The sequence below is a fragment of the Bartonella sp. AP19HLJMH genome (assembly GCF_042196245.1).
In the GTDB taxonomy this organism is placed as follows: Bacteria; Pseudomonadota; Alphaproteobacteria; order Rhizobiales; family Rhizobiaceae; genus Bartonella.
Genome location: NZ_JBHIPX010000002.1, coordinates 229,826 through 244,896 on the forward strand (window position 1 = coordinate 229,826; position 15,071 = coordinate 244,896).

Sequence of the window (15,071 nt, forward strand, 5' to 3'; positions counted from 1 at the left end):
CAAGCTACAACAGTTTTAATAATATCGCTTTATAAACTGTGGCGGAGAGAGAGGGATTTGAACCCCCGATAGAGTTGCCCCTATGCCGCATTTCGAGTGCGGTGCTTTCAACCACTCAGCCATCTCTCCATAATAAAGTGAAACAAAAATCGGCACTATTTGAGTGTATAAGGGGTAGATAACCTTCAATTGTTTTTGGTACAACCTTTTTTTCTTTTTTATGGGACTTTATTGACAGAGAATAGAAATTCCTTCATATATACAAAATATAAGCGTGGGGAAATCTGCGCATATTTGTGTTGAAGAAGGTTTTATCCTTCTTTGGGATCTATTACGACTGATAAAAAGCAGCCTATTTTCCCTTATTTCAAGGCAGAAATTAAATAAGAGCTGGAGTGAACGGAAGGATAAAAAATGTTCGCAGTCATTAAAACTGGTGGTAAGCAATACCGCATTGTTGCTAATCAAGTGGTAAAAGTTGAAAAAGTTAGTGGAAATGCGGGTGATGTTGTTGAATTCAATGACATATTAATGGTTGGGCAAGAAGGTAATGCGGTTATTGGTACCCCTGTCGTTGCTGATGCATTGGTGACAGCTGAGATTTTAGAACAGGCACGTGGGCGCAAGGTTATCGCATTTAAGAAGCGCCGTCGTCAAAATTCTAAACGCACGCGTGGCCATCGTCAAGAATTTACGAGGCTTCGTGTTTTAGAAATATTAATGGGTGGTTCAAAACCTAAAAAAGTTGCTGCAAAACCGATAAAAGAAGAAGCAATTACACCAAAAGAAACAAAAGCTGCTGCTTCTGTTGAGAAGACGGCTAAAAAAACAGTTGAAAAAAAGACTGCGCCGCAGAAGAAAGCGTCTGTAGCATCAAAGAGTAAGAAAGATTAAAGGAGAGCGTCTATGGCACATAAAAAAGCTGGTGGTTCCTCGCGTAATGGTCGTGATTCAGAATCGAAACGTCTAGGCGTTAAAAAATTTGGTGGTGAAACCGTTATTGCCGGAAATATTATTATTCGCCAGCGTGGTACACGTTGGCATCCTGGTAACAATGTTGGTATTGGAAAAGATCATACGCTTTTTGCATTATCAAATGGAAAGGTTTCTTTTCAACGCAAAGCGGGTAATCGTTCCTATGTTTCAGTCATTCCTATGCTGGAGGCAGCAGAGTAATCTGTAACACTCTCTAGAAATCAACAGGATTTCATTGAATTATAGTTGTGGTTTTATAAGTATTAAAAGGGAAAGATAGAGTCTTATCTTTCCCTTTTTGCGTTGGTACTATAATAAATGTAGAAGATATACGAAAAAGGTAGAATTGAGGAAATGGCTTTTCTCAATGAGGGAAAAAGTTTCTGCGCTGTTATGTTAGTATTTAGTACTGAACATATTGATATTATGATAGAGTTTGTTGATAAGTTTCTGTATAATAATAGTGAGGAGAGACTTTCTTTTTATGTATGAAGAAGCGTCGAGTAATTTCTTATAAGAGAAGCAGTTTGTTTTCAGAAAATTATGAGAAATTTAATGAGAGCATTATTGATGTAATCATTTTGATAAAGATGGATCTTTTTATCGGCATTGTGGTATTGATGAGTTGTCATACTGTTTTTAGGTGGTAGTGTGGATAGGTGGGGCTATTCATTTAAAAAGACATAGGGATAAAAAATCCATAAAAAGGTAGTCAAAACTACTTTGAAAGTGACGTGCATTAAGGAATTTTCGGTAAATCGAGAGTGAAATTATATTTTTAAGGAGGACGGTGTTTAAAGATATAAAAATAACCAACGTGCAATCAGCGCCCTTCAAGAATATTTTTTCTGATTTCACTATTATTGTGTATTGTTGAAAATAAACAAGCATAAGAGCTAGAGTTAAGGCAATAATTGCGTTTCATTTTTTACTTTATTTATCTTATTTGTAGAGTTTTTCTTGATTTTAGTTGTTGGTGATGGTGCTTGGAGGGTGTCGTACTTTGCAAATGTGCGACAGAGGGCATTGTGTATTTACGATATTGATTGAAGTAAAGGTGTGGCTTAAAATATATAAATATTATATATCGAGGGTTTGATATCATAAGATGGGCAGCACGGAATTTTAAAGATGATAAGTTGCATGGAGCAATTTGTAATTATGTAATGAATTTATAAAGAGGGATAATAGGTTAAATAAACTTTGAGGAATCAATCAAAATATTAGCTGAAGTTACGGATGATTGGGAAGGATGCTTTCTTGTAGGAAAAATAATGAAAAGTTATGTTGGATAACTTAGGATCAACTTAGGATAATAAGAGCATTTTGAAAGCATAGTTTTTCAGGTGATTGGTGCTGTAAAAAACGGGGTTTTGTCTTTGTAAAGTAAAAGAGTAAGAGGCAGACTTGTTTATGATGGTTTTAAGCACTTAGGTGGATAATAATATCTAATTGTTTTATCGGTTATATTGAGGTATTTAAGCACCTCACTTAGCTATATTCTGTAAAATATAAAGAGAGCTGTGGTGGTATTTATAGCTTGTATTTTGGGAAATGCAGCTTTGAAAAGGAATGTATCAGAGATATTGGTGTTCAAATGTGAGGCAATTTGAATTCATGATGAGATATGAGAAAGCAGAAGCAATGAATGTAGATTTTGCTGATGGTGAAATCTTGTCTATAAGATCTGTACAACTTGCAGCTGCTTTTGATCATAAAAATGATGCAATTTATGCTGCTGCTGAATTGCTTGTGCAGGTTGGTGCAGTTGATAAGTGTTATCTGGCAAGCATGCTTGAACGTGAAGAAACAACCAATACTTGGCTTGGAAATGGTATAGCCATTCCTCATGGTATGGCTGAAAATCGTGATTTAATTATCAAGGATGCTGTTGCTGTTATACAGGTTCCTGCTGGTGTTGAGTGGCAGGATGGCAAGAAAGCATATTTGGTTATTGCCATTGCAGCGTGTCCAGATCGCTATAGAGAAATTTGTAAAAAATTGACGTCTCTTTTATTTGATAAAAAACAGCTTGAAGTACTTGCAACAACTATGGACAAACAACAAATTGTTACAACTTTGTTTGACCAAAATATGAAGATAGAAAAAACTTTTATTGGTGACCTTTCTGTGTGTCAGGAATGGACTTTAGATTATCCAAGTGGTCTTCATGCACGACCAGCTTCTCTTTGGGTTGATTTTGCGAAAAAGGCTCAAAGTTCCATCAGAGTTCGCCATGGTCAATATACCGTTGAAATGAAAAATTTGGTTGGTTTATTGCAATTAGGAGTAAAAAACGGTGATGTTCTGATTTTTTCTACAGATGCTGCAGAAGGAGCACAACTTCTCAATGATGCCATTGCTATTGCAAAAAAAGTGAGTATTAGTGAAAAATGTCTGATGAGAGCAATGGAATCTCAAACAAAGGCTTTTCATGGTTGGTATCCACGCTCTATGCAAAAAGGCATTTCTGGTGTTGGAGCGAGTTCAGGATTAGCATTTGGTAAGATTTTTGTTTTAAGGCAAAATGATATTTCCATAATAGATCAGCCAATTGATTTTGCAGTTGGTGCAGCATGTCTTGAAAATGCTCTTACAAAAACAAAACATAAAATGGCATCTGTGATTTCTGATATTACAGTGCGTATGGGAGCAGATTCTGCTGCGATTTTTTCTGCGCAAATGGTTTTGCTTGAAGATGAAAATTTAATAGCTCAAGCTTGTCGTTTTATAGCGGAAGGTCATGGTGTCGCTTGGTCTTGGGATAGAGCGGTTCGTCAATTTTCAGATATGTTTTTTAAGGTAGATAATCCTTTGTTAGCAGCACGTGCTGTTAATTTAGTTGATGTTGGTCGACGTGTTTTAGGTGAAATCAATCCATCCTATAGATCGTTCTTTTTAAATGATATTCCACATGGTGTAATTCTGGTTACAAATGACCTTTCTCCTTCTGATGTAGCACAACTTGATTGTACAAGGGTAAAAGGATTAGCAACAGCATGGGGAGGTCCATTATCTCATACAGCTATTTTGGCGCGTACTCTTGGTATTCCAATGGTTGTTGCTGCAGGTGATGATATTTTAGCAATTCAGTCTGATATTCAGGCTATTATTGATGGCGATAACGGGTTTATTTACCTTAATCCTACGCTTGAAGACGTTGAAGATGCTCAAAAGCATATTGATACTGTTGCGCAAAAACGTGTCAGTGAAATAAATGCATGTAGGTTACCAGCGCAAACGACAGATGGTCAAAGAATTCGTATCATGGCTAATGTCAACTACGCAAATCAGGTTCCTGTTGCGCTTGATTTAGGGGCTGAAGGTGTTGGACTCATGCGCACGGAATTTTTGTTTTTAGAGAATCCATATATTCCGGATGAAGAGCTACAATTTAATATATATCGGGCGATGATTACAGCTGTAGGAGATAAGCCATTAATTATTCGTGCACTTGATATTGGTGGAGATAAACAGGTTACGCATTTACATTTATCTAAAGAGGACAATCCTTTTTTAGGTGTTCGAGGAACGCGGCTTTTGTTACGTCGACGTGATCTTTTGGTGCCTCAATTACGTGCTTTATATCGAGCGGCAAAAGAGGGTGGAGATCTATGGATTGTGTTTCCGATGGTCATGTCTGTTTCAGAGATTGTCGCTATAAAAAAGATTGCAGAGGAAATCCGCAACGATGTTGGTGCACCAAAATTAAAACTTGGTATTATGATCGAAGTTCCAGCAGCGGCCATTATGGCAGATGTATTAAGCGCCCATGTTGATTTTTTTTCAATTGGAACCAATGACCTAACACAGTATACAATGGCTGTTGATCGGCAAAATCCGTACCTTGTGTCTGAAGCTGATAGCCTTGATCCAGCAGTTTTGCGTATGATTTATCAGACTATTCAGGGAGCTGCACAACATAAGTGTTGGGTGAGTGTATGTGGTGGTATGGCTGGAGATCCTTTTGGTGCAATGATTTTGACTGGATTGGGAATTAATGAGCTTTCTATGATATCTTGCGATATTTCTCCAGTAAAGGCGTGTTTACAGACTCATAGTTTTGAAGATATGAAAATTTTAGCACAAAAAGCATTACAATGTGAAACTGCACGAGCTGTACGTGCTCTAAGCAAGGATATAAGGTAATAAAGAACATTAAGGGGAAAGAACGAGCTCATTTTGCAGAGTAATCAGATCTTTAGTGCTGTAAAACATTATCCTTTAAGACGATTATTAACAACATATTAATTTATAATGGTAATTTATCGTTTTACATAATGAGAACTCTAAATATCGTAAGGTTTTTTCGTTTTAAATTTCTCTATATTAAATTAATAAAAATTATTCTTTTATACATTACAAGGAGGAGTAATGTATGGATAAAAACACTTTAGGAAAGAATAAATGCCTTTTATGCATTCTCTTAAATAGCAGGGGATGTTGCAACATTAGGGGATAAATAGCGTGATCGTACTTGGCTTTTCCTTTTTATTTAAGAAAAGATGATGCTATCCAATAGATTTTATACCACTCATAGACACCGTATGAGGTAGATGTGACAAGCTTTAAGAGATGTTTTTTAACAAACGTGTGGATGAGAAAGAAAATATATTTTTAGAGTATTCTGTTTTGTTATGAGACCATATCCCACTTAAAGAATGCGATAATCAAAAGTATGAAGTAATACGTAATTTTTTTAAATAATGGAGACTACTTTAGATATTTTGAAAACTGTAACGCTGAATTTAAAAATATATGGTAAAAATGAAAACAGGTTTGCATTTTTATGATTTTGTATTTGATCAAAATGAGACTATTTTTTCATTTTAGAAAATAAAATATATTCATACATATTAAATTAAAAATGCAAAGTTTTTTTCTGAATTTTATTTTCTTTAGTATCAACTAAATATAGAAGTGTGAAATTGAATAGAGGATTTAGAATAGGGCTTATTATGTAATCCTATGAAAGAGAAAACTGATACCATCACACTATTTTACAGCTCTCAATGTTGCAAAAATTCGTGCTATTTAAGAAAATGCATAAGAGCCGCTTATCCTCTCTTAAAATGTTCTTCCCCCACATACCATCCCTTCCTATGACGTATAAGTAAGTGATTTTAATTATTTGGTTGTGTAAAACTATGGACTGTATGCCAATTTTAAGAGAAGTATTTTTTTGTGAAGCAGAAAGTGCGTAAATGAGCATGAAAGTTTATAACTGGTGACAATCTTTTTATTCTCATTATTGTATTCTACAAACCTATCCACGAAAAAAGTTTTTTCTTAAAAAGAAGGGATGTGCTTGTTATTCAACAGATAAAAGCTCTTACTTTAATAAATGAATTTGTTTTTTGGGTTTTGAATGTATAGTTTAGACTTGCACGTTATTTCTTTCTGGGTATAGTGCGAACTTCTGGAGAGGTGGCCGAGTGGTTGAAGGCGCACGCCTGGAACGCGTGTATATGGGAAACCATATCGAGGGTTCGAATCCCTCTCTCTCCGCCATTGATGATAAACAAACCTTTATATAGATTTTATCACATAACCTTTAAATCCTAGAATGTACGAAATTTTTTGATATTTTTTGTTGATCGGATCTCTATAAAAACTCTTTAATTTTTCTTTTATTGCTTCTTTTCTGAAAAGATTTGTACTTGGAAACAGGAAGTGCGGAATCTTTAGACAAGAAACATCAATCGCTTGTGAACAGGGCAGTTCGTGTCTATCTAATAGTATAGCATTGTTAACGAGCGGGCTCTACAACTGCGTGAAGGGTAAAGAAGGGTTTATAATATTTTTTGAGACAAGGAAATTGGATCTTCCGAGAGATTGAAAGTTTGTTTGGACTTGTTAGTCAAATTTTGTTTTTTATTGTATTTCTCCCATGGGGACATTGATCTTGTCCAGTGCTTGTAAGGCTACCTACAGAGTTGTTTTTTCAGATTTTTATCTTTAAGTGTTCCGGTTTTCGCTGTTTTTGGCATTTCTACAGGACACAAACAGCATTTTTTCTGCTGTAAATTCAATTTTAAATTGTTTGTATTTTATAGCGGCTGATGTAGGGCAGTGATATTTATCATTTGGTTTTACGAATTGCGAGAACACCGTTTTTAACCAGTTGGTAACCATTGTCTGATACTGTTTTTGAGTGCGATCTCCAAAAATGAGCACAAGGAGCTTTGACTGATGGCTCTCCAATCCATTTCTGGAAAGTTTTGTGTTTTATGGCGTTGTTTCCCTAACAAAGTCTGCGCTTTTGTTATTGCTTGTAAATAAACATCTACATCTAATGCCGCAGCATGTTTTAGACAAGGATTAAGGCGGATGAGTGCTTTCTCTGCTGTTTCAGATTTTGTATGCCAAATAGGAGCAAATGTGTTATATATCTCTTTGGGTAATTTCTAAAACGAGCAGATAGCCTAATTTAGAGAGAATATGAAGTTTTAAGGATAGAAAACACTTCCCATCTCCTTTTAATTCTGCTTTACGACTTTTAAAGATCTCAAGTAATATATTTTAAATAATGAAGATTATGCATTGATTCATGCTTTTTTTATTGCGTTCTTGAATGAGGGAACACCCCTCACGTAAAACAGAACGCCATTGGTTTGCCAATTCACGGTTTTTTAAAAGAAACATCTCTCAAAGAGCACCCAGGCCCATTTTACGGCGATGTCCGTGAATGGTATAACGATAAAGCTATTGAGCAGTGCCATCTTTAAGTTTATGAAAGAGCAAGCCGGCACCATCACACATTTTGCCAGCTCGTGGATGTTGCGACAGCCCTTAGTACGTAAGACGATTCATGAGAGGTATTTTTAGTCTTTTCTTAATAGTTTTTTACCTACATGCTAGTCTTGCTTGTGGTGTGTAAACAAGTGATTTTAATTGATTCAACATACATAGATTTGAAATGAGGAAACCTTACGATATTCGGGTCTTTAATTCAATATGAATAACGATATATTATCATTATAAATCAATGTCTTGTCCAATAGTTGATGGGTCGTATGTTTACTTTTTTTTCTTGTTTATTCACGAAGCTGCATTTCTGCAATCAATTTTCATCAGGTGAGAATCTACTTTATGATCAAAGTTGGCCACATTGGAAGGAGGAATCTTGACCATGTGGTTACGTTCAGTATGCTCAAACTTAACAGGAAAGCTCTATCAATCGACCATAATGGAGAAATGCACCGTCACTCAACCGATGAAGCCAAGAGATCATTCAAGCATAGCTTTTGTTTGTCATTATGTGTCCCTAAAAATTTGTGTTGGATTTCCATAAGTTTTATAATTTTTATCTCCTTTCCCTCTTTAGATTATCTGATGCAGCATAAAATATTTTTTCGAATATTATTGAAGGATTTTTGCCATTATCACTAACTTCTGGTAGAGCTTTTAGAATTAATGGTGATCATAGTGCTATTTGCAATTTCGTTGATTAACGGGCTAAATGCGTTTTATCCACATGAGAGGTAACGAACACCTCAGCTTTTCTCACGCAATGTGCTCATTTAAAATTAATGTCATGAATATTTGTACAAAATTTTTATCCATACGATAATCAAAAAAAGGCTGACGTAATATAATAATTGAACATCATTCATAAGGCGCTTTCTTTTATCTCTAAGCTTTGTATGTAAATAGATAGTCCGTGCAAAATAAATAAAGGGGCGCAAAAGCCTATAAATACACACAGGACGTATAATATAGAAAATGAAAAAAATTTTCCTGCATATAAAAGTACAATAGAGAATAAAGCTGTTATGATGCGTACACTGGCATCGCCTGCCAAAATCACCTCGGCTAAATTTTCACTAGGTGTGATAGCTTGTCCAATTGTTATTCCCGATACCCTAAAATAAAATTGCCCAATACCTAATAAAAATCCCATAATATAAAGGGAATATTGAGTAAAATTTAAATATAAAACAAAAGAGATTGCGATCACGGCAAAAGCCGGTGCCCCCCATACAAAAAAACGAATTAAAGATGGAAATTTCCGTAAATAATAAGATGAGATAAGACCATTGATCACAAAACCCAGTGCTGACAAAGCAAAAATAGAATTTTGAATAGCTGTAAATTTTATATTATCTGATGTTATAGAAGCAAGAACAAGTGGCAATAAAACAATAGGCCCCGTATAGAGAGAATTATTCAAAATACGATTAATCGTTAAAAACCGCAACGCAGAAATCCGCCAAAGGCATCTAAAACCAATTCCATAAGCCTTTTGAGATGGCTTTTTTAATAGCTCTTTTACTCTGTTTAGGTGTTGTATAGACTTTATACGAAACCATAAGCTGGCATTCAAAAGATAGATAAATACAATAAAGGCTATGGCTATTTTGTGCCCCAAATGCGCAATTATAAAATATATAAGCAACGGGGATATAATAACAAAAAACTGACAGCAACTAGTATAAAATGCAAAAATTCCAGCTTTTTGTTTGGGAGCTGGAACCAGCAGATTCAAGGCACTATTGTTATTTGGATTATCAGCCCCCATCAAGAGAGCAAGTAAAAAAAATACAAATAAAATAAGTACTGGATTGTTCATAAATAATAAGAAAGACAATAAACAAGCGCAAGTAATTTGACTATAAAACCCAATTATAAAGCCTTGATAGTGCGCCAACACGTTTCCCAAACATAAGCCAGCAATTCCAATTGCGATTAAATTAACGACATTTAAAGTAGCAGACGCTTCTCCCGTTGTATCTTGGAATTGTAACAAAGAAAGGCCAATAGATAATACACCACTAGCACAAAAACTCGTCAAACAACCAATCACAATCATAAGAAAAACAGAATTACGCAATAGCCTCCTCCCTCTTAAACAGAGACTCAAGCCATTTTATGATTTTCTCCATTGTCGAATATGGTTCGGTACTAAATTCCAGTTTTTCATAAAAGTTTAGTTCAAATGCGTTATAGGCACTTATTTTTTGAAAGTCATCTGTCAGCATGAATTCTATACTTGGCAACGTTGTACCCATAGATTGAGACAAATAATAGGAAATTACTTTCCAATACATATAGGTACGCTCTCTTGCCAAATAATTTTCCAAGGCATATTTCAAGTGACAACTACTTAAAATATATTTCGGACAATGGTGCAACGGATAATAAATACAAATAGCACCGGCTTCATGTCTGGGACAAGAAGAAATATTAATATTTTATCATTTCATAATATTATAAAAACGCTCAGTGAGCAGATCTTCCAAATTTAGTCTAGTCACAACAAGATTGGTTGCTAATTTTTGAGAAACATGAGACCAAGCCAATCTTACTACTAAAGTTCCAATAACCTTTAAGTCAGATTCTGGATAAGCTTTTTTAAAATTTTCCACCCATATGTCTCTGTGACATATAATAATTGGCTCATCTCGTCTGAATGAACAAGATGTAATTCTAAACCAATATTATCACAAAGTTTTGAGCTCTTGAATTCTCCGTATCCTAATCTGGTATTCTTAAATCATCATAGGAACTAAGAATTTTTAAGTATTCCAACTTTTATTAAACTTTGTAACAATCTATTGGAATCTCCCCTTCATTGACTTCGACAATTATTTTCTCACCACTACAAGAACAAAAAATTATCTTTGAATTTACTTACTTTTAGAAAAAAAATGAGCAACACTCTTTCTTAACTAAAAGAAACACGCTCTCTACCTTTTTCTTTATGATTATCAAAAACCTATCCCGTTATAATTTAACCATCCATTATTAGGAGAATATTCTGCGTTTAGCCTAATAAACTGTTATAATCAATGTTTCTCTCTGTTCTAAAAATCAGCGTTTTTTCTCCTAGAGATACTCATAATTTCTGTACAATCTTTCCCAAAAAGGCCCCCCTAAACATTGCTATTAACACGATCATCCTGAGAAGTTTTATACATACACACTGCATTATACGGAGTGCTATGTATTTTTTGGAAAATCCCTTTGAATCTCTATCGAGCCTTGTTTTGGCAGTATCATTTTTAATATATCATAAATATTTTTATTTAATTTAATTTTAGAAAACTTAGTCATTATCGTGTTTCATTAGATGATATGAGCAAGGTAGGGATTCAATAGTGTTGCCTTGCAGAAAATATTGCGTCCATTCTCTATTTTGGAGTTTGCTATATTTTCTTAAAAAAGGAGATTTTGTGATAATATCAAAAGGTTCAGGCCTTTTTCCTACAACGAGAATACATTTTGTTCTGTAGAGAGAAGACTTAGAAAAAACACTTAAGCTGGAAAGTTAACATAAATATAGAACTTACTTAATTCTGTTTATATGAGACGGGATATTGCAAACTATAAACATAGGTTCGCCATGAAAGCAGAACTCCCATAGACGATTGTACATATTTTTTGTATATACTTAGGTCATTCTCGGTTGTCAAAATCTCGCAAATTTTTAAGCATAGATCAGAATTTTTCTCTATAAACTTCGATACTTTGTACGGGGGCAGGCTTCTCGAATGCAACAAAAGATGTGTTCTTTCCAAAACTTTTATAGTTATCGCAATAAGTTATCAGGTCTTCCATCATATTTTTTGCGGTCAACTTATTGTAGAACCCAAATCTAAGCATATTTTTTGAGTATCCATTTACACCGAATAGGCAGGGAAAAGGTCTAATTGTGTTATTCATGGTTGCATCGAATTCTTTAAAAACGACCTGCTTCCATTTTTCATATTTGTCTATATTTTCAATTATTTGCGCTGCTGAATCCATGTTTTCCTCCCAATTGTTGTATTTTATAAGAAATTGCTACGAATGACCCTCTCCAAAGCTGATAATTCATCATCACTGTGTCCCCAAATTGCTATAATGGCAGGGCAGGTATTTAAATCGATGGTTAGGGGGAGGGGCTCGTTTTCTTTAAAAAAGAGCGTAAAATGAACCACATTTTCCCAAGAATGAAGCTTTTGCCGCCATACGTTAACATCTTTTATAATATGACCGTCGATCTCGTTGATAAGGAAGATAATACGCCCTTTTTTCTTAAAGCGACTTGGGGTTTGCGAAAACACGCCTGCAATAAGGTTAACGGAGCTTTCAAGTAAATTATCTTCATAGCAATGCGCGAACAAGGTGGGTGCAATTCCTCCGTGGAGACGGGCTCCTACTTCGATCATTACTGGACCACGAGCTGTTTGCATGATTTCCATATGCGCAGGTCCATATTCAATCCCCAGTGCGCGAATGCATTGTTTTGCATAAGAGATAAGAGGGGCATAAGAGGGATCTTGAGCATCAAGTACATCAAGCGTTTCATAAACAAAAGTACTTCCATTATGAATACCTTTTTTATATCGTGACAAACTACATATTTTTATAGCCTCTCCCTTTACAACGGCATCGACGATGTATTCCTCTCCCTCCAATCTTTCTTGAAGCAAATAGGCCTCGTTAGGTGCGCTAAAAATATTTTTTTTCTTCCAGTCGATTTCAGAGGCCCACGTTACTACTTCCTCAAGATTAGAGAAAAACAAAACACCATCACTCCCTGCAGAATCATTTGGCTTTACCACATAGCCGCTGTGGCTTTCAAAACCATCGAGAGTACAATCGTTTTTTGTAAGAATTTTTGATCGGATGTAAGATAAACCATTTTCACAAAGACGTTTTTGCATCGCTGCTTTTTTCCGTCGCCAATCGGTAGTCAAGGGGTTATTCCCAAGACAACCATAATAAGCCGCCAATTGCTCTGCACAATAGATACCTCTTTCGGCACCCGCTATTACAGCCTCTATCGTGCCGATAGGAAAGCGTTTCTTTATCTCATCTACACTATGAAGCTTCGCTTCTGCCATGCCCTTTCCCTGATAAGAAAGCATAAAGTGTGAAAAAGGAGCTTGTTGAGAGACAACACCATAACAAGCATAGCCTAATTTTTGCAAAGCAGGGCCATAGAGGGCACCCGTGGAGAAAGGGTCGACAATAAGAATAGGTTTTCTCATACTTTGTTCCGCTGTGATAAAAGGAAAAGAACATAAATAAAGATTATTAGCCCTATAAGGGGGAGAAGATAAACAGCTGCTTGAGGACCCATAAGGGCAGAGCTTGTAAGAAGACCAAGAATGACATAACCTGCCGACTGGGAGAGAGTATAAAGCATGCCGCTATAGCTTCCCACCAGCTCTGCTTGAGCCTCTGTTTTGGTCGCTTCAATCGTATGTTTGCGGGCATTAATTCGCATGGTATTCATTGAAAAGCCAATAAAAAAGCAAAAGACCACAGCCAAATAGGGCGATTGTGTGGTGCTAAAAATAAGATCAGCTACGCTCAACATAAGGGCTGGGAGAATAAATTCAAAACGAGGGATTTTGATAAAAGCAGCCAAAAAAGCGCCCATGCCCGCAACCGCACTGCAAAGCCCATAGTATTCAGAGCCAAAATTTTTCACACTCTGAAAAAGAATGGTTGCCAGCGTATTATAAGCGCAAATATGAAAGCCAATAAGTCCTATGCAGACGCATAAAAGTTTAAGCTCACGGGAGAGTCCATCCGCTTGCGGTGTAGGTGCTGGCTTCTTACCAGTTGCAAGTGCTGTGGTATCTGTAGCGTTGTATTCATCGCAAAATATAATATATCCGGCTATAAGGCTTATAATGATGTCAAACACACAAAGTGTCACAATCAAACCATTATAACCGATTTCAGCCGCTGCCCCTCGAGGGCTGGTCGCTTCTAAGAGATAACCACTCAATGCTGCTCCCAAAAATGCGCCAATTTGCACCACTGTTTGCATAATGCGGGAAGCCTTTTGGGCGCTAATATAACCACTAAGTGCTAGTTTAGTATTATAAGTCTCGAGTGTGCTTAAGGTAATCAAAGAGAGATAGCCGATAGAGATAGAGACAGCGATAAAACCAAAGGGGGAATCAGCGTAATGGAAAAGAGCAATCAATAAAAGAAGGCTATAGATAATGATCCGCCTTTTGTATAAATCGACCAACCGCAGTGAGGCTTTAATGCGCACAAGACCGCTTTTTTTCAAAAGATAGGGCATAAGGGTGCCCAAAGCCATGGTTACGCCCAGGAAAACCGATGAGGATGTTATGCGATAAGCATTCCAAAGATTACTTAAAAATAAAACCATATCAGAAAGATACAGCAGGACAACAAGCCCATAAAACCGAAACATCAGTTGTTTGTGCACATTATCCCCCCATGTTAAATACACATGCTATACATTATACATTTTTACAAAAAGCTAATATATGTGTTGTTAGGCATGTCAAGTTTTTTCGATAGAAGCATGATACAGATTTGAACGATAACGTTTATCATAGGGATAGCTAATTTTGGAGAAACTGAGAGCGGAGGCGGTTGGTATTTTTACTGTATCTCTTGTGAGGTGCTTTTCCAATGAGGAGTTTCTTCGCTAAATGACCAGTATAGCTATGTTCTTGGGAGGGCTGTGTTTGCACTCTTAAGATTTCCTCCATTTATACTCAAGGTTTAGGTTTTTCTATTGACCGTTGTTAGATGTTGTTGTGACAATAAACTTCGTTATCTATCAGAAACATTTATGGCATTAGCGCTAAGGTATTGTATTAAAACCTTTACATGGTAGTCTGTCTGATAGAGAGGTATTATTGGTTCAGTTTTAGGAGGCTTTATTACGGCTGATTTGGGCGTCGTCGTTGTTTGAGGTCTTATTATAATATTCTTAATTTCAGTTTATGAATATACCGAAAAATATAGTGAAACATTTGATTTAAACGCTTTTGCAAGGCATATTTCAATATCTCAGCGATGTTTTCCAAGAATTGCTCTGCTGCTTTTTGACGGAATTGAATATCAAATGCTTATAGCGAGGGCAGTGGTTTGAGAAAAGATAGAGTTGATTTCATTAGATTTCTATGTAGCGCAATCCAGTACCAGCTCTTAAGGGACAATAATATACTGAGATCGAACTCATTTCTATACATTTACACGACGCTATAGGAGTAATCCTCAGAAACTCTACTAGAATTCGTTAAAAAATGGCAGGTTATGGAGTGTGATCAAAAAATATATTTTTTACAAATACTTAATCTCATTTTAAGTTGTCTAAAATATAACCTTATCTT

Annotated in this window: 9 protein-coding genes, 2 tRNA genes and 1 pseudogene; 4 read left to right on the forward strand and 8 right to left on the reverse strand. The window is 35.9% G+C overall.

Going from position 1 to position 15,071, the window contains the following annotated elements; genetic code table 11:
- Nucleotides 1–39: 39 nt before the first annotated feature.
- Nucleotides 40–129 (reverse strand) — tRNA-Ser (locus tag ACFINR_RS02425).
- Nucleotides 130–414: 285 nt separating this feature from the next.
- Here ACFINR_RS02425 and rplU point away from each other — a divergent pair.
- The 4 genes from rplU (at nucleotide 415) to ACFINR_RS02445 (ending at nucleotide 6,486) form a co-directional block, all read left to right on the forward strand.
- Entirely contained in the window at nucleotides 415–894 is a 480-nt protein-coding gene (rplU, locus tag ACFINR_RS02430; RefSeq protein ID WP_375612842.1) for a 50S ribosomal protein L21, read from the forward strand.
- A gap of 12 nt (nucleotides 895–906) precedes the next feature.
- A complete protein-coding gene (gene rpmA / locus ACFINR_RS02435; protein WP_100130483.1) occupies nucleotides 907–1,176 on the forward strand; it encodes a 50S ribosomal protein L27 in 270 nt (89 codons plus the stop codon).
- A gap of 1,416 nt (nucleotides 1,177–2,592) precedes the next feature.
- Complete coding sequence (gene ptsP / locus ACFINR_RS02440) at nucleotides 2,593–5,124, forward strand: phosphoenolpyruvate--protein phosphotransferase (RefSeq protein WP_375652413.1); 2,532 nt, start codon at nucleotides 2,593–2,595, stop codon at nucleotides 5,122–5,124.
- Nucleotides 5,125–6,396: 1,272 nt separating this feature from the next.
- Nucleotides 6,397–6,486, forward strand: a tRNA-Ser gene (locus tag ACFINR_RS02445).
- 680 nt (nucleotides 6,487–7,166) lie between these two features.
- Here ACFINR_RS02445 and ACFINR_RS02450 read toward each other — a convergent pair.
- The 7 genes and pseudogenes from ACFINR_RS02450 to ACFINR_RS02480 all read right to left on the reverse strand — a co-directional run.
- Nucleotides 7,167–7,737: pseudogene (locus tag ACFINR_RS02450) on the reverse strand (integrase); the annotation flags it as partial.
- Nucleotides 7,738–8,587: 850 nt separating this feature from the next.
- On the reverse strand, nucleotides 8,588–9,787 hold the full coding sequence (locus ACFINR_RS02455; RefSeq protein ID WP_375652414.1) for an MFS transporter: 1,200 nt from the start codon (nucleotides 9,785–9,787) through the stop codon (nucleotides 8,588–8,590).
- A 385-nt stretch (nucleotides 9,788–10,172) separates the two neighbouring features.
- Nucleotides 10,173–10,343, reverse strand: a complete 171-nt coding sequence (locus ACFINR_RS02460) for a hypothetical protein (protein ID WP_375632536.1) — start codon at nucleotides 10,341–10,343, stop codon at nucleotides 10,173–10,175.
- A gap of 920 nt (nucleotides 10,344–11,263) precedes the next feature.
- Nucleotides 11,264–11,353, reverse strand: coding sequence for a YqcI/YcgG family protein (locus tag ACFINR_RS02465; RefSeq protein ID WP_375612870.1), 90 nt, complete (start codon nucleotides 11,351–11,353; stop codon nucleotides 11,264–11,266).
- Between the two features lie 62 nt (nucleotides 11,354–11,415).
- Nucleotides 11,416–11,724, reverse strand: a complete 309-nt coding sequence (locus ACFINR_RS02470) for a YqcI/YcgG family protein (protein WP_375632537.1) — start codon at nucleotides 11,722–11,724, stop codon at nucleotides 11,416–11,418.
- 23 nt (nucleotides 11,725–11,747) lie between these two features.
- Nucleotides 11,748–12,953, reverse strand: coding sequence for an ATP-grasp domain-containing protein (locus ACFINR_RS02475; RefSeq protein WP_375652415.1), 1,206 nt, complete (start codon nucleotides 12,951–12,953; stop codon nucleotides 11,748–11,750).
- Complete coding sequence (locus tag ACFINR_RS02480; protein WP_375612887.1) at nucleotides 12,950–14,140, reverse strand: hypothetical protein; 1,191 nt, start codon at nucleotides 14,138–14,140, stop codon at nucleotides 12,950–12,952. Before ACFINR_RS02480 ends, ACFINR_RS02475 begins: the two co-directional genes overlap by 4 nt.
- Nucleotides 14,141–15,071 lie beyond the last annotated feature (931 nt).

Coding starts and splice junctions, on each gene's coding strand:
- rplU (WP_375612842.1), top strand. CDS start 415: ATGTTCGCAGTCATTAAAACTGGTGGTAAGCAATACCGCATTGTTGCT.
- rpmA (WP_100130483.1), top strand. CDS start 907: ATGGCACATAAAAAAGCTGGTGGTTCCTCGCGTAATGGTCGTGATTCA.
- ptsP (WP_375652413.1), top strand. CDS start 2,593: ATGATGAGATATGAGAAAGCAGAAGCAATGAATGTAGATTTTGCTGAT.
- ACFINR_RS02455 (WP_375652414.1), bottom strand. CDS start 9,787: ATGATTGTGATTGGTTGTTTGACGAGTTTTTGTGCTAGTGGTGTATTA.
- ACFINR_RS02465 (WP_375612870.1), bottom strand. CDS start 11,353: ATGTACAATCGTCTATGGGAGTTCTGCTTTCATGGCGAACCTATGTTT.
- ACFINR_RS02470 (WP_375632537.1), bottom strand. CDS start 11,724: ATGGATTCAGCAGCGCAAATAATTGAAAATATAGACAAATATGAAAAA.
- ACFINR_RS02475 (WP_375652415.1), bottom strand. CDS start 12,953: ATGAGAAAACCTATTCTTATTGTCGACCCTTTCTCCACGGGTGCCCTC.
- ACFINR_RS02480 (WP_375612887.1), bottom strand. CDS start 14,140: ATGTTTCGGTTTTATGGGCTTGTTGTCCTGCTGTATCTTTCTGATATG.